General features: G+C 58.9%; 21 protein-coding genes. 12 read left to right on the top strand and 9 right to left on the bottom strand.

All coding sequences use genetic code 11. From position 1 onward, the window contains the following. Positions 1-8 precede the first annotated feature (8 nt). The gene (locus BM338_RS18465) at positions 9-914 is read right to left on the bottom strand and encodes a sensor domain-containing protein (protein WP_090453586.1); all 906 of its coding nucleotides are present in this window, start codon (positions 912-914) and stop codon (positions 9-11) included. After that, the gene (locus tag BM338_RS18460; RefSeq protein ID WP_090453584.1) at positions 911-1276 is read right to left on the bottom strand and encodes a PadR family transcriptional regulator; all 366 of its coding nucleotides are present in this window, start codon (positions 1274-1276) and stop codon (positions 911-913) included. The genes BM338_RS18465 and BM338_RS18460 overlap by 4 nt, the downstream gene beginning before the upstream one ends. Positions 1277-1496: 220 nt before the next feature. On the opposite strand from BM338_RS18460, the gene BM338_RS18455 reads away from it, so the two are divergent. Further along, a protein-coding gene (locus BM338_RS18455) for an IS3 family transposase (RefSeq protein WP_090453581.1) occupies positions 1497-2593 on the top strand; the annotation gives its coding sequence in 2 pieces (ribosomal slippage) (positions 1497-1758 and positions 1758-2593; 1098 coding nt in all). Between the two features lie 71 nt (positions 2594-2664). On the opposite strand, the gene BM338_RS18450 is transcribed toward BM338_RS18455, so the two are convergent. Further along, positions 2665-3891, bottom strand: coding sequence for a carbohydrate porin (locus tag BM338_RS18450; RefSeq protein WP_143109343.1), 1227 nt, complete (start codon positions 3889-3891; stop codon positions 2665-2667). A 298-nt stretch (positions 3892-4189) separates the two neighbouring features. Between BM338_RS18450 and BM338_RS18445 the strand changes: the two genes are divergently transcribed. Further along, positions 4190-4501, top strand: coding sequence for a VOC family protein (locus BM338_RS18445; RefSeq protein ID WP_218156388.1), 312 nt, complete (start codon positions 4190-4192; stop codon positions 4499-4501). Between the two features lie 305 nt (positions 4502-4806). Next, positions 4807-5202 carry a carboxypeptidase-like regulatory domain-containing protein gene (locus BM338_RS18440; protein ID WP_090453577.1) on the top strand — a complete coding sequence of 132 codons (396 nt, stop codon included), beginning with the start codon at positions 4807-4809 and terminating at the stop codon, positions 5200-5202. Positions 5203-5381: 179 nt separating this feature from the next. On the opposite strand, the gene BM338_RS21445 is transcribed toward BM338_RS18440, so the two are convergent. The 3 genes from BM338_RS21445 to BM338_RS18430 form a co-directional block, all read right to left on the bottom strand. Beyond that, the gene (locus BM338_RS21445; RefSeq protein WP_143109342.1) at positions 5382-5600 is read right to left on the bottom strand and encodes a hypothetical protein; all 219 of its coding nucleotides are present in this window, start codon (positions 5598-5600) and stop codon (positions 5382-5384) included. Between the two features lie 215 nt (positions 5601-5815). Continuing rightward, the gene (locus BM338_RS21440; protein WP_143109341.1) at positions 5816-6106 is read right to left on the bottom strand and encodes a hypothetical protein; all 291 of its coding nucleotides are present in this window, start codon (positions 6104-6106) and stop codon (positions 5816-5818) included. A gap of 265 nt (positions 6107-6371) precedes the next feature. Next, on the bottom strand, positions 6372-7745 hold the full coding sequence (locus BM338_RS18430; RefSeq protein WP_177229411.1) for a serine hydrolase domain-containing protein: 1374 nt from the start codon (positions 7743-7745) through the stop codon (positions 6372-6374). Between the two features lie 399 nt (positions 7746-8144). On the opposite strand from BM338_RS18430, the gene BM338_RS18425 reads away from it, so the two are divergent. Next, complete coding sequence (locus BM338_RS18425) at positions 8145-8411, top strand: hypothetical protein (RefSeq protein WP_090453570.1); 267 nt, start codon at positions 8145-8147, stop codon at positions 8409-8411. Positions 8412-8459: 48 nt separating this feature from the next. Here the strand turns inward: BM338_RS18425 and BM338_RS18420 are convergent, their stop codons facing one another. Further along, positions 8460-9905, bottom strand: a complete 1446-nt coding sequence (locus tag BM338_RS18420) for a MocR-like pyridoxine biosynthesis transcription factor PdxR (protein ID WP_090453568.1) — start codon at positions 9903-9905, stop codon at positions 8460-8462. Between the two features lie 103 nt (positions 9906-10008). Here BM338_RS18420 and BM338_RS18415 point away from each other — a divergent pair, with 103 nt between their 5' ends. From BM338_RS18415 to BM338_RS18405, 3 genes are all read left to right on the top strand, one after another. Further along, entirely contained in the window at positions 10009-10581 is a 573-nt protein-coding gene (locus tag BM338_RS18415; protein WP_255367368.1) for a hypothetical protein, read from the top strand. A 281-nt stretch (positions 10582-10862) separates the two neighbouring features. Then, positions 10863-11630 carry a helix-turn-helix transcriptional regulator gene (locus tag BM338_RS18410; RefSeq protein ID WP_090453566.1) on the top strand — a complete coding sequence of 256 codons (768 nt, stop codon included), beginning with the start codon at positions 10863-10865 and terminating at the stop codon, positions 11628-11630. A 15-nt stretch (positions 11631-11645) separates the two neighbouring features. Further along, on the top strand, positions 11646-13226 hold the full coding sequence (locus BM338_RS18405) for a S41 family peptidase (protein WP_177229409.1): 1581 nt from the start codon (positions 11646-11648) through the stop codon (positions 13224-13226). 181 nt (positions 13227-13407) lie between these two features. Here the strand turns inward: BM338_RS18405 and BM338_RS18400 are convergent, their stop codons facing one another. Then, positions 13408-14559 (bottom strand): autotransporter outer membrane beta-barrel domain-containing protein, encoded by a 1152-nt coding sequence (locus tag BM338_RS18400; protein WP_177229408.1) that lies wholly within the window; start codon positions 14557-14559, stop codon positions 13408-13410. Positions 14560-14799: 240 nt separating this feature from the next. Here BM338_RS18400 and BM338_RS21435 point away from each other — a divergent pair, with 240 nt between their 5' ends. Continuing rightward, positions 14800-15048 carry a hypothetical protein gene (locus tag BM338_RS21435; RefSeq protein ID WP_143109339.1) on the top strand — a complete coding sequence of 83 codons (249 nt, stop codon included), beginning with the start codon at positions 14800-14802 and terminating at the stop codon, positions 15046-15048. Here the strand turns inward: BM338_RS21435 and BM338_RS18395 are convergent. Then, positions 15025-18000 (bottom strand): amino acid adenylation domain-containing protein, encoded by a 2976-nt coding sequence (locus BM338_RS18395; RefSeq protein ID WP_090453560.1) that lies wholly within the window; start codon positions 17998-18000, stop codon positions 15025-15027. The two genes, BM338_RS21435 and BM338_RS18395, sit on opposite strands and share 24 nt — an antisense overlap. A gap of 523 nt (positions 18001-18523) precedes the next feature. Between BM338_RS18395 and BM338_RS18390 the strand changes: the two genes are divergently transcribed. The 4 genes from BM338_RS18390 to BM338_RS18375 all read left to right on the top strand — a co-directional run bounded on the left by BM338_RS18390 (position 18524) and on the right by BM338_RS18375 (position 21701). Next, positions 18524-19153, top strand: coding sequence for a class I SAM-dependent methyltransferase (locus BM338_RS18390; RefSeq protein ID WP_090453558.1), 630 nt, complete (start codon positions 18524-18526; stop codon positions 19151-19153). 1 nt (position 19154) lies between these two features. Beyond that, positions 19155-20078, top strand: a complete 924-nt coding sequence (locus BM338_RS18385; RefSeq protein WP_090453556.1) for a flavin reductase — start codon at positions 19155-19157, stop codon at positions 20076-20078. Between the two features lie 21 nt (positions 20079-20099). Continuing rightward, positions 20100-21023 carry a GTP cyclohydrolase FolE2 gene (folE2, locus tag BM338_RS18380; protein ID WP_090453554.1) on the top strand — a complete coding sequence of 308 codons (924 nt, stop codon included), beginning with the start codon at positions 20100-20102 and terminating at the stop codon, positions 21021-21023. Positions 21024-21089: 66 nt separating this feature from the next. Continuing rightward, positions 21090-21701 (top strand): peroxiredoxin, encoded by a 612-nt coding sequence (locus tag BM338_RS18375; RefSeq protein ID WP_090453551.1) that lies wholly within the window; start codon positions 21090-21092, stop codon positions 21699-21701. Positions 21702-22081 lie beyond the last annotated feature (380 nt).

Genomic DNA, 22081 nt, shown 5'->3' with positions numbered 1-22081 from the left:
ACGCGGGATCAAGCAGCGGTACGCGATACCAGCAGATGTTTGGCGATCAGCCCTTGCATATGGCCCAGCGCGCGCACCAGGTGCAAGGTAGCGAACAGCAATACGATGCCTGCGATGCACAACACCAAGGCATCGCCCCAGCCAGGCACATGCGCACCGATACCCCAGTTGATGGTGATGTGGTCGCTGACGTCATCGAAGAGATACGCCACTGGTGCGCCGATGAAGGCGAGCGATACCGACATCAGCGTTACCGTAATTGCGAAGTAAAATATGCCCAACGGCAACATCAGGATCATGTAGAGCAATGTGGTCCAGGTACGGCCGTCGGTGAACATGGTGCCGATGCGTTTCATCAGAGACTGCGCTGGTTGAGTGGGATACGGCGGCCGGCGCGGCATGCGCACGCCCAACATGGTTTCCACCACGCGCCCTTCCAGCAGCGACAACACCCGCACGGTGCCAAAGAACAGCACGATGAAGGGAATGCCGATGATCAGCACCGACAGCCCGGCTGACAATGCCAGACCGGTCACCACCAAGGTGAAGTAGAGAATGCCAGTCGACAGCGCCAGCAACATGTAGAACATCGCACCCCAGGTGCGCGGATCAGCGGCTACACCAAAGAAACGCCCCGCCAGCGAATGCCGTTTCGGCGGTGGCGGCGTGCGCAGTGCGCGCTGGATCTTGATCTCCTGATCGCGATAGATCTCCGCCACTTCCTCTGGTGCGCCATACGTACCGACCACGTGCGCCAGCATGTCCGCTTCGCTGCGGCCGGGCTGCTCGGCCAGTTCGGCGCGCAGATGTTCCTCGGCGTCGTACAACGCATCCTGGATCAACGCAGGGTCCGCACCGCGAAGGGCGGCGCGCAGCTGCTCCAGATACTCCGCAATGGTGCGCGGCGTGTTCATATCACCCCTCCTTGCAAAACGGTATCGACGGAATCGCGGGTCGCGCTCCAGGCGGCTACCCACTCACGCAACACTTCACGACCCAACTTCGTAATGCGGTAATACCGCCGCGGCGGCCCGCTGACCGAGGGCTCCACTTCACTGCCAAGCAGACCGGATGCCTCGAGATTGCGCAGCACCGGATACAACGCACTCTGCTTGCCCGCCAGCACCCCCTCGCCCACCTCTTCCAGACGCTTGGCGATCTGGTAGCCATACATTGGCTGCCGCGACTGACCGAGCACCGCCAGCAACACCAGCGACACGGTGCCCGCCGAGAGCTCCTTCTGGAATTTCTTCAGCAAACTGGCGCTGTCATCCATCGACATACCCTCACGGCTACTTACCCGTGAGTGAATCATAGTATTCAGTTAACACTAGTCCATGCGCCGGAAGTCATGGCTGCTGCGGGCGCCCCCGTGTGGGCATGGAACCAATGTATGTACAGGTTGTACAAACATTGGTTTCAGGGGCCATGAACAAATGAAGCGTTCTCGTTGATTCGAGCCAGATGGAAGTAGAGTTTCCCCCAAAGGAGCCTGCATGAAGAAGTCGAAATTCAGCGAAGAACAGATCGTCCGTATCCTCAAGGAGGTGGAGGCCGGCGCGAAGGTTGCCGAGACCTGCCGCAAGCACGGCATCAGCGAACCGACGTACTACGTCTGGAAGAACAAATACGCTGGCATGGAGGTGTCGCAATTGCGACACCTGAAGGATGTCGAAGTCGAGCTGGCACGTCTCAAGCGCATGTACGCGGACTTGGCACTGGAGCATCACGCTTTGAAGGATGTTCTCTCGCGAAAGCTCTGAGCCAGACTCGGCGATTAGACCTGAGTCTGGCGATGCAAACCCATCATGGCCTGAGTGCCCGGCGTGCTGATCGCACGCTGGGCCTGTCGCGCTCGGCGCGTCACTACCGGCCACGGTTGCGTGATGATGGCCCGTTGATCGCCATGATCGAGGCGCACCTGAAGGACAACCCCGGCCATGGCTTTGGCTTGCTGTTCGATCAGGCGCTTCGGCCCGCGGGCTTTGGCAAGACCCGTAGCTGGCGAGTCTATGTGGCGCTGAAATTCAACTTGCCACGGCGAGGCAAGCGACGTCTGCCCGAGCGCATTCGTGAGCCACTGGAGATCCCTGCGCAGGCCAATCACACCTGGTCGGCCGACTTCATGGCCGATGCACTGTGGTCAGGCCGACGCTTCCGCACCTTCAACGTCAATGATGACTTCAACCGTGAATCGCTACGCATCGAGATCGATACCAGCCTGCCGTCACAACGTGTCATCCGGGTCCTGGACGAACTGGTCGAGCGGCGTGGCGCACCGCGACGGTTGCGCCTGAACAACGGCCCGGAGTTCATCAGTGCAGCGCTTAAGCAGTGGGCGCGGCAGCACGGCGTCGAGTTGCTGCACATCCAGCCGGGCAAACCCACCCAGAATGCATACATCGAGCGTTTCAACCGCACTTTCCGCACCGAGGTACTCGACCGCTACGTCTTCACCACGCTCGTAGAAGTGCGTCGCATGACCGAAGACTGGCAACACCGCTACAACCATGATCGTCCGCACCGGTCGCTCGGCGGTCTCTCACCAATCCGTTGCGCCATGGCATCATCACCAACCTCTATTTCCGGATGACTCGGAAAAACGAGGACGCTTCAAGTTTACGGGGAGTCGACAGTCCCACCTGGATTGATCGAATACCAAATTCAGTAAGACAGCGACAACGAACTCATCCACGTCAAAGCTTCCGGCTGCTTCGGCGCCGGAATGGGGTTGACGGTATAGCTCAGTTGGTTGGAGAGATAAACGCCGCGCGTCACACGGTAGACATAGGACAGCGCATAGTTGCGACTGTAGTCCACAGCGGCGATCCCGCTTGCCTGTTGCATGCGCTGGGAGGAGCGGCTCAATCGATTGAAGGTATAACCCAGCGCGAGCGCGTCATCGGGCTGCCCGAAAGGACCCAGTACGTACAACGTAGCGCCGATATCTCCGGTATAGACGTTACGATCGGGTGGCGCATAGTCGGCTTTTACATTGACGTAAAATCCTCGATACGGCTTTGCCGCATCGGTCTGGAGCAACTGATAGTCGCCGACCAAGTAATAGGCATAGTTGCCATCCGCATAGCCTCCGTGGAACCTTGAAAAACGGCTTTCGTTATACATCACGCCCTGCCGCAGCCATATCATCCGATGGCTGGGAGCGGCTTCGACCTGGTAGCCCAACTCATTGATGAGGAGCGCCTTGGCACCGGGAATATGCCACTTCAGCCCCAGAAAATTATTGTGGTCCCAATCCGCTTGCGCCCCCTCAGGATCCACACTGCGGGTCACACCGATCCGCTCATAGAAATGCTTGCTGGCCGAAGCCAGGCGCAGGTTGATCTCGGGTGCCGTCTTGTTGAAGATGAAGCCGACTTCATAGGGGATGGAACTTCCGACACCTGCCGGCGACGTCGTCGAACTGGTGCCGAGTGCAAAACCATAGAACTGGTTGCCTAGCTCCTCAAAGCCATATTGCAACTGCACGCGCCCCTCGTTGAAACGCTGACTGACATAGAGGCTGTTGATGGCGAAACCGGTGGGATTTTCCCCGGCGTACGAGAACCGTTGCACGTTCGCATTGAACACAAGTTGCGAAGCGCCGGCAAAACCCACCCGGGATAGATCGTAGGTAGCGGTTACATACCCGTTAGCCCGATAAGTAGGATTTTGCCCGATGTAAAGCTGAGGATGCGCACCATGATCCAGCAGGTCGAAGGTTCCGCCCAGAGTGATGCCACCTTGAATCAGCCAGCCATGCTCGGCCGACTTTTCGCGAAACTTGCCCAAATCCGGCGACATAGTTTCACAGGTGCTGATCGCCGGATTGGTGGTGCCTTGCGGCTGCAAGCCGTCGTACCGATGGCAAGGAAGGATATCAGTAGCCATGTTGGCATCGGCGGAATCCGCCGCGACTACAAATTTAGCGTGCGCGTCATTGCAAACGGCCCATGAGACCAGCAATAGGCTTCCAGCTAACACGGGCGCAAAGCAGCGGAGTTTTTTTGACATAGCGGTTTCTCGCACCCGTGCGTGATGGGTGCAAAAGCAATAAGGGTTGCGTGGGGGAAAAGCCTGGGGTGTTCATCATAGTAGCCGCGCTAACCCTCCCCATATACAGTTCCAGAGCCAACCATTGGCACTTGCCTGACAGGCCTGCATTGACTGGTCCAGATGCCAAGTCAGTTTGCGCGTCGAGATCGCCATGATGTGCACGCCGGACGGCCACGGCCGGCTCGAGCTCTCCCGGTTTCTCACGCCGCCTGACCGGAACGCTCCGGTGAATGCTCTAGGCTACCTACGCATCATGTTCACCGTGGACGACATCGACGAGACGCTCGCGCGGCTCCACAAGCGCGGTGCGCAGCACGTGGGCGAAGTAGTTCAGTATCAAGACGCGTATCGGCTCTGCTACATCCGTGGCCCTGAAGGACTTCTCACCGGACTCGCCCAAGAACTCAGAGATGAGCGCCGACACTACAACGCAGTGCGCTGGTGACCGGCGCCAAAAAAAATTAAAGATCGTGGGAATGGGCTCGCGGCAAACGAAGCATTACGACCTTCACATGCCCCACCTAAGCCCGCTCAGGTAATTTAAACCAAGCCTTCTCGTGGATCATCCAACGGAACGACTCCAACGATCAGGTGTGAGCCAAGACGTCGCAAGAAAAAACGCTTCCCCAACAAGGAAGATAAGTACCTCGGCAGCCACCCCACTGCCTCGATTCAATTGACATCGATCGCAAACCGACTGCTACGCGAGCAGTTGATCGGTTTGCCGCGCCGCAACCTCCGAGAACCCACATGAAAACCAACAAGAAACTCTCGCCCATTGGGCACCGGCATCAAAATCGCCGCTACGCGCTCAAGTTCATGACGGCGATAGCCGTGAGCGCATTCGGCGCTATCGCACTCAACACTGCATATGCGCAGTCAACCAGCTCCAGCATTGTGGGCAAGGCCCCAACCGACAGCACCATCACGGCGCACAGCGACAAGGGCCTTACCCGCCACGGGTCCCCTAACAGCAAAGGCCGCTACAATCTTTCCGCATTGCTACCCGGAACCTACCTGGTGTCGCTGGAAAGGGACGGCAAGACGCTCGCCACGGTGCAGGGTGTTCCACTCCTTGCCGCCAGGGCATCCGAAGTGGATTTTGTTTGCGACAACGACCAGTGCACTGGATCGTTCAATCACTGATCGCGCGGACCCTTGGTGTCATGCCCCCGGGGCATGACACCAGACATCTAGCGCCCGCGCCCGGGCCACTTACAGCGAATCAGCCGCTTAGTTGAACGGCCGAATCTCGATCCGGATGTGCGCGTGCGCCACCTGACAGCGATCCACACACCTTAGTACGCTCCAGGCCACGCCCCGCATCAAGCATCAGGGCGTTTGCCTCGGGACTTATCGGCATAGTGGGCGGCAAATTTTTGCCGGCTATAGAACCGACGCTCGGTTTCGTCCCGATGATGATGGTCATCGAAATCATCGCGCTCGGCGTCGCTATTATCCCTTCCCGCCCCTGGCGGCGGCTGCCCAACTTTGCCAGAGAGCGGCATGAGTTCGCGGATCAATTGGACTTCGATAGACGTCACTACGACGAACTCATGGCGTGGCTATGCCAATTTCCAAAAGCGCAATTGGATGGGATGGCGAAGAGCGAACATGACACCGAGGCGGGACAGCTGCCCCGCTACGTCAATGCGAGAGTTCTATCCGTATTCAACGGCAAGCGGCCGACATCAGCTAGACAGCCGCCGCCGCAGCTCGCCACACCATGCACGGAGGCTCGCTACCAAGCGAGTCGTTGTTACAGGTTGAAATACGCAACTGAACCCAATGCGAGGCCAAGAGCTCCGGCCTGAAATGCAATGGATCGCGTGGTCTGTGGAAGTCGCCGCCAATTTGCCGTGATGAGGAACAGCAGAACAAAGGGTATCTGGGCAACAACCAGAAGCTGAAACGTGTGGGCCGCTGCGCCCTCATCTGTTTGGCCTCTGTCCCACCCCAATGAGACCGATGCAATGACAAGGCTCAAAGCCACCAGCGAAAGAACGACCGGCACGATTCCGGAAATACGATTGACTCTCTGACGGTTCATGCGTCGTCTCTAAGTCTGTTTGTGCAGCCGCAGCGTACTCCTACACTCCCTACAAGTCGTCAACTGCGAATGTGTCCGCCTTGGGTCATGCATTCGCCGCGCTTCGGCGCCAGCCAGCTTTGCGCGACTATCCTAAATATCTGGTGAGACGGGCGAGAGATTTGCATCCGAAAACTGTCTCAAGGGCGCCGGGGAATACCGCCATTGGGCGATATTCGGTGCTATTCCCACCAGGGGCGGGCCGATGAGGCGATCGGTCACCACGTTACCTGGCGACTAGCGTGGCCTTCCTTCCCCCGATCATCAGAAATGGCAATTCTTGTCCTGACGACATCTCGATGGTTTCGCCCGTTTCCGGAGCGACGAAGCTCAACGGACCCGTGGGCACTATTCGTACCGGGCCCAGGTCGGGAAGGACTAGCGACCAGTCGCTGCCTTGTTTCGCCAGGACAACCCTGTTCGGAAAGCGCCCTTCAAATTTTTCGTAGCGATACGACCCCAAATGTGCCGCCGCGACGTCGTGATCCACAGCGGCTGGCACGGCGTCCCTTGGGCGAAAGTCAGGCCAGTGGTACGCCATCGCCACCGCCTTGACGAACTCGCCGCCAAGGTAGGAACCGTTATCGCCATTGGTCATGACGACAACACCATTGCCGCTACCTAGAAACATCACGTAGGTACTCTTGAATCCCGCATTGCCACCGGAATGCATGAATCGACGGCGTTCTCCCTCTCCAACAACAAACACACCAAACGCGTAGTTGTTGAGTTTTGGCGTCAGCATTTCCTGCGCTGACGCCGATGACAGGAAGGGACCTCCTTCAAGGGCCGCATGCCGGATGGCAATCAGCAGATTCGCCAGATCCTCGGGTGTCGTCCAGAGTCCTGCGGCGGCCTCCTCCGGATAGACATAGGCGCCACCCTCCACTTCCGTCCCATCGAAGAAATGGCCTGACGCGTGCGCCGGAGCACTGGCAGGCAAGGGTTGCGCAAAAGTGCTGTGGTTCATGCTCAGGGGATCCAGCACCCACTGTTTCATCAATTGCTCGAAGGTCATGTCCACATGCCGTTCAAGAGCAAGTTGCAGCAAGGTATACCCGCCCCCTGAGTAGGTATATTTAGAGCCAGGCGCTGTGTCGATGGTTACAGCGGGAGTGATGGCAGGCGCTTGTCCCAGTACAACCTGGTCCGTCGTGGGGATGGCACTCCCCGGCTTATAACCGGGGAACCCTGAAACTGTCGCGCCCGCGGTATGGGACAGAAGTTTGCGCAGGGTGACTGGGTTTGCTGGCGTCTGCTTGCCTGGAGGGAGTTGCAGGGGTGCCAGATAAGCGTCGACGTTTGCATCAAGATCGACCTTGCCGGCCTGAGCCAGGCGAGCGGCAAGCAACCCCGTTACGCTCTTGCTGATCGAGGCCGCCTGAAACATGGTGCGCTCTGACATCTTGCCGGATGTGGGCGATGGCAGCTCATAGGTGGCAGTCCAGCTGACCTTCCCGTTCTGGATAACGGCAACGCTCACGGCTGGCACACGGTACCGCTTCATTCGCTCATAGACATCGAACGTTTGAGTCGGCTCGCCCTGGATGTTCGTTCTCAACATCAGGCCACCCTCGACGGATGGATGCTTCTCAGCCATATCAGCGCGTCGTGATGTCGCGCAACCAGCCAGCAAGAGAAGGGCTGGGAGCAAAGTGGCGCGCGCTACAAACCCCAGATCCATAAGCATCCCCATAGAGAAACGGCGCAGCAGGCAGCGCCGTTTCAATGCCGCTGGAGCAAAGCACACATGCCCTACCCGTTGGCATATAAACATTGACCCATGCCAAGCAACAAGATGACTAATGTCACCCGTGCGGCGCGCTCGTCACGTCATAATCCATCAAACTTTCGCCGGATCGACCTGATCAAAGTTCAGCTGACTGCGAAAGAAAACTGGAGCAACTTCAGCCTCTGAAACTCATGCATGCGCCCCATTTCGGCACCATCCAGCTTTGCGCGACTATGCTAAGAATTCAGTGAGACTTGAGGTGACGCCATGTCCGCGGATACAAAGACTCCGTTCGAACACGTCAACGACGTCCTTGCGCAACTCAAAGAGATGCGTCACTACGCGAAGAACAACGTCGAAACCCTGACGGCGCAGTGGCTGCTGTTCGACGGTGAGTTGAAGAAGCTCAAGCAGGCCGAGCCGATCGAGACGCTGATGACACGCCAAAGCGAATTGCACGACGCGCTGAACGAGCAGATCGCCGCGCTTGAGGAACTAGCAGTAACGCTGCAACCTCCTCCTGAAGAGGCCTAGTCGGGGCTCCGGCCTAACCTGCAGCCTACTGACGCAATCGCCGTGTGCTCAGCGGTGGGCTGCCTGCGCCGCGGTAACCAATTGCGCAACGCCGGACTGTATTTCAGGAAGGCCAAGGCCGCCATAGCGCAACAACAGACCATCGTCGTGCATGGGCTGGTGCCGGTAGGCACTGAGCAAATGGAGTGCCAGGCCGCTGGCGGCGGCCGTACGTTGCACCTCCAGTGCATTCGGGTGACGCAGCAAGAGTTGCACGCCTACCGTTTGCTGGTCCCAAGTCCATCCGCAGTCGGCAAGTGGAGCAAGCCCTTTTGCGAGGAAGGCGCTTTTTTCAGCATAAACACTACGCATACGGCGCATATGGGACGAAAAATGCCCTTCATCCATGAATCGACTCATGGTCAGTTGCGTCAGCGGAGCGCTGAAGGCGTCGAGCTGGGTACGGATGTTGGCAAGCTGCTCCACCATGGCCTCCGGCACCACAGCAAAAGCGAGTCTCAGCGATACAAACATAGATTTGCTGAGCGTGCCGAGGTACAGCACTCGACCATGTTGATCAAACGAATGTAGCGGCACCGCGGGCTGGCTTACGTAACAAAACTCGCCGTCATAATCGTCTTCCAACACCCAGGCATCGTGCTTTTCCGCCCAATTTAGCAGCGCGATGCGACGCTCCGGACTCAAGGCAACGCCGGTGGGAAACTGGTGCGAAGGTGTGACGCAGGCCAGCCGCGCGTTCGGTACCTGCCGCAATCCTTCATCGACGCACAGGCCCTCGCGATCGACAGCTACAGGCACTGCAGTCGCACCAGCAAGCTCCAGTGCCGCACGGACACCTGGGTAGCCGGGATCTTCCATCCACGCCGCGTCGCCGGGATTCATGAGCAGCAATGCCAGCAAGTACAAAGCCTGCTGGATGCTGTTGAAGATGATCACTTGCCTAGCCGTGCAATGCACACCGCGCAGTTGCGCAAGATGGTGCGCGACCGAGCTGCGCAGCGCCGGAAGGCCGCGCGGATCGGTGAAATTCAAATCGACGCGCCGGAGGTCACGGGCAGCGCGCGCCTGTATCCGTTGCCAGAGCTCCCAAGGAAACTCGGCGGTATCCGCAACACCCGCATTGAACGGCTTGAATTCATGCGGCACGCGACAGGCGACATTGCCAGCTAGTCGGTTACCGCGGTCCGAGAGGGGTAGACCGTGGCTGGGCGCTTCGTTTGCCAGAACGCTGGTTACTGATCGGGCAGCGATAAATGTGCCGCGGCCGACCACGCGCTCCAGCAAACCTTCTTCCACAAGTTGTGCATACACCTCTTCCAGCAGACCACGAGAAACACCATAGTCGGCCGCCGCTTTGCGACTCGATGGCATGCGTTCTCCAGAGGCAAGAACACCTCGAAGCACACCATTACGCAAGGCGAGATAGACGTCAGTGCGGCGCGGATGATTGCTGTGCACTGGGGGTAACAACGCACCTCGAGAACTGCGTGGCATAAGTCACCGATATCGGTCCGTTTTACCCATTCATTTCGGTACTGGAATGCGATCCACGCAACGGTAGCATGGCCCTCGACGCTCCCATCACGCGAGGTGCCAAATGTTTTTCAAAACGCCCACTAGTCGTTCAATGGCCTTCATTGTTACCTGCAGCTTGATGGCTGCCTTGCAACCTCTAAACGGGCTAGCGCAGACTCCAGCAGAAAGAGATGGGCAGACCGATTTCGATTTCCATCTTGGCAACTGGAAAAGCAGCATATCGCGTCTTCAACATCCACTAACGGGCTCCACGACCTGGATCCAGTGCCACGGCACCTTGGCGGCGCGTAAAGTTTGGGATGGACGCGCCCAGATGGAGGAGCTCGAGGCCGACTGCCCCGCAGGTCACATCGAAGACCTGCTGCTGTTTCTATATAACCCGCAAACCCGCCAGTGGAGCCTCAACTCCGCAGCCGTCAATGATGGCGTAATAGGCCGCCCCATGTTCGGTGAATTCAAGAACGGGCGTGGCGAGTTCTACGATCAGGAAGCCTTCAAAGGCAGAACGATCATGGTTCGACAAGTCTGGTCGGACATCACACCGACGACGCACCATTTCGAACAATCGTTCTCAGACGACGGCGGCAAAACCTGGGAGCCCAACTTCAGGGCGACGCTTACGCGAGCGGAATGAATCGTTTACGGCCCACTTCGGATCGAAAGTTGATATCTACCCGGATGCTCGATTGCAGTGGCGACAGCCACCTGATTGGGCGAGCCGGAGGCGGCCAATGGCTGGCTCTGCGCGATCGCCGCCGAGAAGGGCATAGCGGCTGCCAGGCAGCCTTACCGCACCGCAAAATTATGTGTATGGATAGTGGTTGATCTCGCCGCACGCAGTAGATATCCAGCGTTTCATCTGCAGGCCAGCGTAAGTTCGCCGCATAACGCCACAAAGCGCTATAAAGTGTCGCCATGCAGATGCGTAATTGGATCCAATCGGCACGAGTGGCGCACTACGGTGCCGGGCTGACCATTCCGCAGCACCGCCACAGCGAAGCATCGCTGTGCCTTGTGGTAAACGGCTCTTACGCGCAACGCACACGCGGCCATGAAGATATCCACCATGCCGGCCACCTATTGTTCTGCCCGGCCGATGAGCCGCATGGGCAGGTCTTTGCGCAAGGCGGCGCACTGAAAATCCTGCTATATCCCGGCCCTTCCATGCTCGAATATCTTGGACAGCGTGTGGCGCTGGGAACCGCACCCTTCACCTATGCCGAGACCCTGGTAGAACTGGCTGGGCGGCTATGCTCAGAGTTACTTCGCCCCGACGGGTGCTCGGCCTTAATCGTCGAAGAAACGGTGTTGGAAGCGGCAAACCTGCTTGGCCACGCTCCAGCAGCGGATGCCGTGCGCGCACCGTGGCTACGCAGGGCGCGTGACTATATCGAGAGCCGGGCGTTCGATGCCTTCTCCCTGGCCGACCTGGCGCATGCCGTGGACCGGCATCCGATGCATGTCGCGAGAGAATTCAAGCGCAGTTACCAGCGCACCGTCGGCGACTATGTCCGCGAGATTCGCGTGCGCCACGCGGCCGCACTATTACGTCAAGGGCGCCAGCCCCTCGCGGAGATCGCGAGTCTCTGCGGCTTCTATGATCAAGCCCACCTTACCCGTTCGTTCCGAACCATCCACGGAATCACCCCGGGCCGCTATCGCCTCGGGACTCGCCAATCGTAAGTACACGCTAATCCGGTGCAATCCTTACAGGGTTGCCGATGGCAAGCTGCCGCCCATGGCCCCTATCGATCGGAAGTTCTCGTGACAATGTCTCGTCGCGCCCATATTCAACGGTGGCGCTGGTTTCCATGGGGATTCATGGCGATCGCTGTGCTCCCTGGCTTGGCCGCGCAGACCGCCCCACCCGCGCCGACTTTCGACCGTGCCGCATGGCAGGCTGACTACGCCGCACTTAAGACGGAACTCGAGCAACGCTACGCAAACTTGGCATGGTTTGCTTCACCGCAAGGCGGCGTCGATCTGCCTGCACTCGACCGCTACACCGAAGCCACGCTGGCTATCGCCAACAACGACGGTCAGGCCGCTTCCGCCATCGGCAACTTTGTGCGCAGTTTCCACGATGATCATTTTTCAGCGTTACCCATGCTGCAGCCAGGCATCGCCGAAGCGAGTCCGCCAGCCATATCGCTGACCGGCATGGATGCCGCGGCGGGTTGCGCCGCGCTGGGTTACACCTCGGATATGCGCGTATCCTTCTCGGCGCCGTTTGAATCGCTGCCCGGTTTTCACATGACGTCGGATGGTCTGTCATCGGCGTTTCGTGCGGGCGAGATGACTCTGGACGATGGTCGGAAACTGGGTATCGTGCGTATTCATAACTTTCACCAAAACCAGTACCCCCATCTATGCCTCAGTGCCTGGAACACCTTGCAGCAGTCCAGCAAAGCGATTGACCTGGATACGCTGCAGAAAGAGGTAGAGACAAGCTGGTACATCGCGCTTGCCACGCAGCTAAAACACTTCCATGACGACGGCGTTGCGGCGGTACTGGTCGATATAGGCCAGAACAACGGCGGCAACGATAGCGGCGATGCCGCGGCGCGACTCTTTACTGCCCGCCCCGTGCGCTCATCGCTATTACTGATCAGTCAATCCGCGGAAGCCTCCGGTTATCTGGACGAACAAATCAGCGAGATGCAGACCGCATTGTCGTTGAAGCCTTCGCCGGCCATTGCATCCTTACTGCATAGCCATCTGGCGGTGTTCACGGATTCAAAGAAACAAGCCAGCCGCCCGCGCGCCATGCACTGGGTCTGGCATATCCGGCGCGACTGGAAGACCAACGCGTGCAAGCGCCTTATCCCGGCCGGCACATCCGGCGGCCCGGCTGGCTATTTGCCACCCACCCGTGACGCCGACAACGAAAGTGCACGCCGACTGCATTGGCCGCTTGCGATGCAACGTCAATGGGCGGCCTGGACCGGCCCGGTTTACGTGCTGACCGACGCAAAAACCTACTCCGCCGCGGAAATGTTCGCCGTCGTGATGCGCAACAACGGCATTGCGCGCACCGTCGGTGCGACTACGGGCGGCGCGGGTTGTGGATTCATGATCGACGCAAAGCCCGTTGTGCTTCCGCATTCGCATTTGCGCTTCCGCATACCTAACTGCATACGTTTGCGCGCAGACGATAGCGACGAAGTAGCAGGCATCGCACCAGACCTTCCCGTGTTGCCATTTGAGGGAGAAAACAAGCGCGCCTGGGCCACTCGCATTTTGCGAACGGTCGATGACGACTTGAAAATGTCGAGGTAATTACCGCCTACCCGTCTGGACAATCTGCGGACCACAAAGACGAATCGCTTTGCCCACTGCTTTGGGCATCCTTCGCGCTAAGCGCTCATCAGGCCTACACCGAAGCGCTTCACAACAGCGAAGCTGGTACCGTCAGGGCGATGGCGATCGGACCGCTTCTCCGCCATCACCCCGACACGATTCAGAAGCGCACCGACATAGCCGCAGTCAGGTCCTGATCCACGGTGTGTTGGTTGCCGGCCTGGCCGGTATAGCTCAGCGAAAACACCGCATCGGGCGCCAGAGTGAAATCCAGGCCGGCGTCTAACACGCCGACATTTCGACTCACAACCAGGCCGCGCAGGTTATAAGCATTGCCGCCAGCGCGGAACGCCAGCGCGTGATTGACGTCCACATCGCCCATGGCATGGCGCCAGCCGATGCCGGCGCGCGCGTTCACCGCCATCGTGCCGAGTTGGAAGCTGTCAGCAACGAAGTGCACACCCAGGGTGGAATAGGTCACGTCGGCTTCATGGCTGCGGCCCACGAGCGCTGCCGGGCCGCCGGATTCACGGAACGATTCGAAGTTCTGCCGCACCTGGGCCAGCTGCAGGTAGGGCTGCCATGTGTTGCCGCCCCAGCGCATGCCATAGCCGAGTTCGCCGAAGACCTGGGCGGTATGCCCGTAGTAGTCGGTACCGAGCTGGGCCGCGGCCAGTCCGGGAACCTGCACGAACCGGTCGGTGGCAATATCGTGACGCACAAAAGCCGCGCCTAGTTTGAAGGTGAGTTCGCCCCACTGCGTGCCCGCATAGGCGCCATAAGTGGTGTCGTGGGTGCTGGCGGTGGAGTAGCGGCTGTCAGCGGTGAGCGACGAATGGTCGTAGCCAAACAACAGGCCCACGCGCCAACGATTGTCGAAGATCAGCGTGTCGATGCCGCCCATCACGCCGCCCATGTCGCGCGAGAGCGAGCCGGCATTGCCGTTGCTTCCCTGGTGGCCCCAGCCGCCGGCGGCTTGTGCCCACAGATGGCTGCCGTCGGCACAGCCGGCCGCGCAGGAAAGCCTTGCAAAGGTCGCGTCGCGGGCGAAATGGCTGTCCTCGATCATCTGCGTGCCAACCGCGGCGTGGATCTCGCCGGACAGACGGTCGTATCCAGCGCGTGCATTACCCGGATCGGCGGGCCACTGGCTTTGCAGGGACGTCCGCAGCGGGCTCCGCGTCGGCAATGATTGTAAGGCGGTGGCAACCGCCATTTGATTGGGCGAACCGGAGGCGGCGAAAGGCTGGCTCTGCGCGATCACCGCCGAGAAGGGCGTGGCGACCGCCAACGCGGCCCCGATGACGAGCACGCACCTGATGCGCCGATCGTGCTGGGCGCTGGCCCCCGGCGCGCCGAAACTACGGTTGCGAATATGCATACATGGCTCTCGATAATCGCCACCGGGCGTGGCGGTTGCTAAGTATCTTCATCGCACCGCAAATTTATGTGTGCGTGGATCGGGGTCGATCTCGCCGCATACGCGGCAGAGATGTAGGTAGTACGCCCTCACCTCAGTACACACTTTGTTTGTCAAAGGTGTGTATCGTCGATGAAGCATTCCAACCAAATGCTCGATCTGTTGATCAGCGCACAAACTTTGCCGTTTGGCGACAAGCAAAGTGCGTACAGACTTCCACACCCCATCCGGCCCGTCTCGGAGATCGCCGGTGCACAGATGCTGGTCTCGCACGAGCGATTGACCCTCGTGAGCGCAAAGGCACGTCCTCCCACCAACCGCCGTATCAAGCCCGCGCGGCGCGTGGGAAACGTGGACTTAAGCAACGGTCAGCCCGATTGAACGCTCCAGATAGCGCTGCAACGCCTCCCTATCAAAGGTGGGCTCGGCAATCCCGCTGCCCTGCAGGAACTCGGTAACATTGCTGCAATCCCATTGATAGGTGTTCTGATAAAGCTCCACTGTGGACTGGCCGTCGCACATCACGTCCTTGAACAGGCTCAGCAATGGATAGAGTGGAGCTCCCGCATCGTGCTCCCACTGCCCTCGCCAGTCCGCATAAGGAATCGCTTTGAAGTGAAAGCCAAAATGCGATTCAAGCTTCTTGAAAAAAGTCAGCAGCGTAAGGTTGTTGCTGTCGGAATGGATCAGGTTGAATTTTTTGCCGAGCGCTTCCGGATTGCGTGAAATGTGGGCAATGGCACGCACCATGTAATCGACAGTGGTCAAGCCCTCGCGCAGATCATGAAGATCGGGCACCGTGCCATTCGCAATACATGTCTTGACCAGCCGCGACCACCATTGATAACTCGCGCAAACACCCGTTTTGCTGTGAAAGGTGGCGTAACCAAGCCGAAAGGTCATCAGCGGAAGACCGTGATTGGCCGCCAGGTCGGCGATTTTCTCCATCACCCACTTGCTGCGAACGTAGCCGATGTCCGTAATCACAGCGGGGAGATTCTGATCGATGTCGTCATCTTCACGCATGACGCGCTTATGGGTATGCAGATGCCCCCAGCTATACACGGAGATCGTGGAAAGCAGCGCCAGGGGCTTGAGTTTTCCGGTTGCGGCAAAGCCAACGATCTCTCGCAATCCCTGCACGTTGTCCTTGCGCATGTAGGAATACGGTTGGATAAAATTCACGGCACTGGCCGAGTGATAGATGATATCGACCGTGTTGCACAGATAACGATAGTCGTGCGATGCGAGGCCAAACTCCGGCTCCGCCAGATCGGCGGCATAAACCCGTACACGGCCGACGTCCGCCTGATCCAGTCGCACGTCGTATTTGCTCAAGGACTCCACCAGCCTGGCGTGCGCGTGTTCCTGGTCGTGCGATCGGATCGGGCAATGAATGGTTGCGTCCGTGGTGCCAAGCAATTCTTGCAAGAGGTGAATACCGACAAACCCCGTCACACCGGTGAGCAGAATCTGCCTTGGCGTCGTGATCTGCCCGGTGTGAAAACCCTGCTTGAAAGAAACATCCGCCGGCAAATAGACATCATCCAGCAAGGCGCGGATGGGCTCCCCGTCAATGACCGGCGCCGCCGCGCCTTCTCTGCGTTCCAGCTCGGCAGTCAATGTCGCGATGCTCGGGTATTCATAGATGTCGCGAATGTATGCCTTGACGCCAAGCTTGTCTGAGATAGCCGCAATCAATTCGGCAGCCAACAAGGAGTGCCCGCCGATATCGAAAAAGCTGTCATCCGGCCCAAAATCGCCATGACCCAACAGTTCACGAAAGATGCCTGCAAGCATCAGCTGCCGACCGTGATAGACCACCGCTTCCGCCGGTGTATCGACCAGTTTTTCGGCATGGAGTTGAAGCAGCGCCTGCTTGTCGATTTTGCCGTTTGCGGTGAGCGGGATAGCACTGACAAACAGGTAATGCGCCGGCAGCATGTAATCAGGAAGCATAGCCTTCAGTGCGTTCTTTATCGAAACGACCAGGCCATCCACCGGCACTTGATCGTCGTTGACCACCAGAAAGGCCGCGATCTCTTTTCGCGCCGGATCGTCTGGCGTCGTAACAATGACGGAGGCTTTCTTGATCTGAGGAAGCAGCAAAAGCTGCGCCTCGATTTCGCCAAGCTCAACGCGGTTGCCACGGATCTTGATCTGCTCGTCGCGGCGCCCGAGGAACTGCAGGCTTCCGTCAGGCAAAAATCGGGCAAGGTCCCCACTGCGATAAAGCCGCGTTTTGTCACGCGTGACGAACTTCTTGTTCGTCAGCGCTTCGTCGTTCAGATAGCCTCTCGCGAGACCCGGCCCAGCGATACACAACTCCCCCACTTCGCCAACGGCGACATCCGCCAGCGCATCGTCGAGAATCACTACGTCCGCACCGGCAACGGGCACGCCGATCGAAGAAGGCGACTTGCAAGTCGCACTGACAACGCGATGAACGGTCGCGAAAATGGTGGCCTCGGTTGGCCCGTAATAGTCGATGAGTGCATAAGTAATGCAATCGGTATCGACGGGACTGAGCTTTTCGCCAGCGGTGAACAAATACTGTAGTGCCGTCTGGACACGTGAGGTGACGGCAACGACATCGGCCACCATCACCGTAGGTACGAACGCGTGGGTAATGCCGTTACGCCCATAGAAAGCGACGAGTGCGGACGTATCAATGCGTGTCTCTTCGTCCAGTAAATACAGTGGCGCGCCAGCGCAAAGCGCGGACCATATTTCCCACTGCGACACGTCGAAACCGATCTTGGCCATCAAGGTAAGCCGGCTGTCCGGCGTCACCGAGAACTCGCGATTGTGCCAGGCGACGATGTTTTCCAGCGACTGATGCTCAATCACCACGCCTTTCGGCACACCGGTCGTACCGGAGGTGAAGATGACATAAGCAATCTGCTGCGGCGAAGGACGAATCGAGATGGGCGATGCGGGCGCAGTCACCAGTTCATGGATACTGGCGCATTCGCAATCATCCGCGACATAAGCGGTTCTCGATGTCGTAAGCGCCAGCGAGGCGCCTGTCTGCGCGACGATGAATTGTTTGCGTTGCGCCGGGTATGACATATCAATCGGCACATAGGCGGCACCTGCTTTGGCGATACCAAGCAATCCGACGATAAGTGCCGCAGAACGATCCGCCAGCAGTGGAACCAGATCGCCAGGTTGTATGCCTTTCTCGATGAGGTAGGCCGCAACGGCATCGCTCTGCCTGTCGAGCTCTTCGTAAGTCAGCGTTGTTTGCCGATCGATGACAGCCAGAGCACGAGCATGCTGATTGGCCTGACCATGAAAATGGTCAAGCACCGTAGATGTGGTTGCCCCCATGATCCATTCCTCCCTGAAAGCGCCCCGCACTCACGCGCGGCGCCTCGTCCGATGTGATTGGGATATGTGCTTGAGAAAAGCTTTGCGAAGGAGAATTCAGCGCATTCTTTCTATGCCTGACGCCGTGAATGACGGATCAAATTGCATCGTGTTTGACATGGACAAACGTGCCACTCATCACACTTATCGCGTGAGGCTTGGAAGCCGCGACTACGGCAAGTGATTGGTGGTGATCTATAGCTGGAAGCAAGGTCAGTTTTTTTAGACGACTTGTCATTTGCTAAGTTCAGACTTCGCTATCGACTGCGATCGGCTCGATCGCTCAGTAGCGATGCGGTCAAACCCTAGATAAGGCGGGACACCGCGCCGGCGCACCGCAGCAACCCCGGATCTTTGCCATAACACGTACCGCGCATGGGTCCGCATGCCTGCGCATGACCCGACGCAACCTTTCATGGCTTAGTCGGCACTCACGCGAACAAGCCCCTTCAGGCTGCGCCCAAAGAAGACCGCCTAAGACGACATGCACACCGGAGAGCAGTACCACAAGTTCATTCTGAACTCGCCGCGTGACCAGGCGGTGCGCGACCGGTTTCAGAAGATCGCGCTGGAGCTGCTGCCCGCTGGAACCGACATGCTCGACTTCGGTGCGGGCACCGGTATCGATGCAAAGGCCTATGCCGCCAGCGGACATGTCACTTTCGTGTATGAGCCCTCGGAAGCGATGCGCGGGTACCTGGCGCAGTACTGCCGCGACGAAATCGACCGCGGAACCGTTGTCACGGTCACGTCGCCCCTCGCCTGTAAGGTGCAGGGAGTCACGGCAAACTTTGCGGTGCTCAACTATTTCGCGGATCACAGCTCGCTGTTTGAAGAGTTGTCGCGCGTGATCCATCACGGCGGCTTCTTCCTGGCCAGCATGCTCAACCCCTACTACCTCGGCGATGCACGTTACCACTGGTGGCGGGCGAACGTCATGAAGCTTATGCGAAGCGGCCACTACGCCGTCCCAAGTGAAAGCGGCATCCATCGCTTTGCGCCACGTGTCGTGGCGCGGTCAGCCGCACCGCACTTCCGGCTGGAGCGCCTTATTCCGCGTGGTTTCGGAACGGCTACCCATCTCTACATGTTTTTGCTGTTCCGGCGCGCCTGACATGTGGAAGGACTGGATAAGGCCATTCCTGCGCCCCCTGCCGCAATGGTCGACGGTTGCCGTTGCTCCTCCGCAACAGATGGTCACCGCCACCTTGCGTTGGGACGGCAAATCGGCCGATGTCACGGCTGACCATACTGTGGCTTCACTCAAGCCACTGGTGATTGCGACCAGCATCGATGCCGGCCAGGGTCCCGTCATTGAGTACTGCGACAGCGCCACAGGCAGGCTACTCGGCGTTTTGCGCCTGGCGCAGAAGGCGTCAGTCATCACCGAAACCACATCGCTCACGCTCTACGACGTGGCAGCGGGTGAACACCGCTGCCTGGCCTGGCCGCGGCGCCCGTGGAATACCTGGCTGCAGAACCGCCTCATGCAGAAAAACCAATCCGCGCCGCACGCCGGGCTGGAGCCTGCCGCGGTGCAGCAGCTCATGATCGCGTATCTGTGTCCACGGCCGGTCATCCTTGTTTCGGTCGACGCGCCAGGCCATCAGAACATCTTCCCGATGGATCTGATCGGCCCACTGCAGCGGAGCGGCCTGTTTTCGCTGGCGCTACGCAGCACCAATGTTTCCATGCCGGTCATGCGCGAGATGCGCCGGGTTGTCTTGTCCAGCATCCCGGCGACGATGAAGGCGGTCGTCTACAAGCTCAGCGCGCATCACAAGCAGCCGCTTATGGACTGGAATGCGCTGCCGTTTCCCGCGCGACTGTCGCGGGAATTTGGCATTCCCGCCGTGGCAGCGGCGCTGCGCGTCCAGGAGCTGGATATCGTGCATAGCCAGGAGATCGGCTCGCACATGTTTTTTCTTGGCCGTGTCATTTCCGACGAACATCTGGCGGATGGCACCCAGCTGCATCACACCGCCGGTTTTCATCAAGCGTATCGCCGCCGGCTGGACATGCCGCTTGCAGAGGTCTAGCCAACGCATGGCGGATACAGCGTGAAACGAATCCACGAAACCAGCGAACTGACGCCCGATGTCGCGACCGACGTGCCGCCGCATCGGGGTGGCATGCTCGACTGGGTAGGCATGGACAACATCGAGGGGATGGTGCGCTTCGATGCCGGCGACGGCGACATCCAGCGTTGCAGCGCGCGTATCGGTACCTTCATCAACCTGAGTCGGCCCGACCAGCGCGGCATCCACATGTCTCGCCTGTACTTGCTGGCAGACGAGCATCTCAACGCGCATGCGCTTACGGCCTCGACGCTGAAGGACTTGATGCGTGCGTTGCTTAATTCACACTATGGCCTGGCCGATCGCGCCCGTATCACCATAAGCTTCGATCAGCTGGTCCGGCGCGCCGCGCTGCGCAGCGAACATAGCGGCTGGCGTATCTATCCCGTGTCGATCGATGCCAGCCTGGGCGCCGACGGCTTCCAGTTGGGCCTGAGCACCGAAGTGGTCTATTCCTCCACCTGCCCTGCTTCGGCAGCCTTATCGCGCCAACTTATCCAGCAACAATTCGCAAAAGATTTCGATGCCGGCGCAGTCGACCATGCGTCAGTGCTGGCGTGGCTAGGCAGCGAGAAAGGGATCATCGCCACACCCCATGCGCAACGCAGCGTTGCGCGGTTGTGGGTACGCTATGTCGATGGCGCACCGCTCAACCTGATTGCCCTGCTCGACCGCGTCGAACAATCGCTAGGTACACCGGTACAAACGGCGGTAAAACGCCAGGACGAACAGGCCTTCGCCCTCGCCAACGGCAGCAACCTGATGTTTTGTGAAGACGCCGCCCGCCGCATTCAGCGAGCACTCGATGCCGACAGCGATATCGTCGACTTCAGGATCATGGTCGAACATCAGGAAAGCCTGCACGCGCATAATGCCGTAGCGCACGCGAGCAAGGGTCAAGCTTAGCCAGCCCGTATCCTGCAAGTCATTGAGAAGTAACCGTGGTGTTTATCCATCCAGAGGACATAAAGCATGAAAAAGCGTTCTGTTGTAACGGCGACCCTTGGTTCGCTGGCGGCACTCCTGATCGCCATGCCCGCCATGGCCGCGCTCAAGCAGGGTTCGACGGCTCCCGATTTCACGCTTGAGGCCAGCCTCGCCGGAAAGGACTTCAGCTTTTCGCTCAAGGAAGCGCTCAAGAAAGGGCCGGTAGTGGTTTACTTCTACCCCTCGGCCTATACCGGTGGCTGCGATATCGAAGCGCATACCTTCGCGACAGAGAAGGAAAAATTCGATGCCGCCGGCGCCACCATCATCGGCGTCTCGGCCGATAGCATCAAACGGCTCAACCAGTTTTCGTCCGACCCGGATTACTGCGCCGGCAAGTTCCCCGTGGCCTCCGATACCGGCGGCAAGGTCGCTGCCTCCTATGACCTCAAAACGATGGAAGCACAGCCCGGCATGAAGGACGTGCGAGGCGCGGTGATCGACCATGCCTTTATCCCCCGCGTGACCTACGTGATCGGCAGCAACGGCCAGATCGTTGCCACGCTTTCTTCGGACGACGATCACCTCACGCCGAAACAGCATGTGTCGAAGTCGCTGTCGATCGTGCAGAACATCAAGGCAGGCAAGGCGCCCTGATTTCACTTAGCTTGCCAGCTCGCGGCTTCCTGCTTTGAGTGATGGGTTGTCGCGACCTGGCCGCTTATGCAGCGGGCATTTCGGACGCCTGCCGGCGCCCGAGTCACTTTCTCTTTGCTGACCCAAAGAGAAAGTAACCAAAGAGAAATGGTCGGAAGAGCGCGATGTGCTTCGTAGCTACGCCTCTTCCAGTGTCAGACGTTGGGATGGTCTTTCGCCTCGCTCCCTCCCCTGCTTGCGACGCGAAGCTAGTCCCGTGGGACAGGGGAGGGTTGGGGAGGGGTAAGCCCTTGGTTCGCGGCTTCCTACTTTGGCTGTCGGGTGATCACGACGTGATCACTAGCAACACTGTCTCGAGCACCCACCCCTCACCCCAACCC

Origin of the sequence: Dyella sp. OK004, from assembly GCF_900114495.1 — a bacterium.
Taxonomy (GTDB): Bacteria; Pseudomonadota; Gammaproteobacteria; order Xanthomonadales; family Rhodanobacteraceae; genus Dyella_D.
Note: the sequence above shows the minus strand (reverse complement) of the source record. Positions and strands in the feature narration are given on the sequence as shown.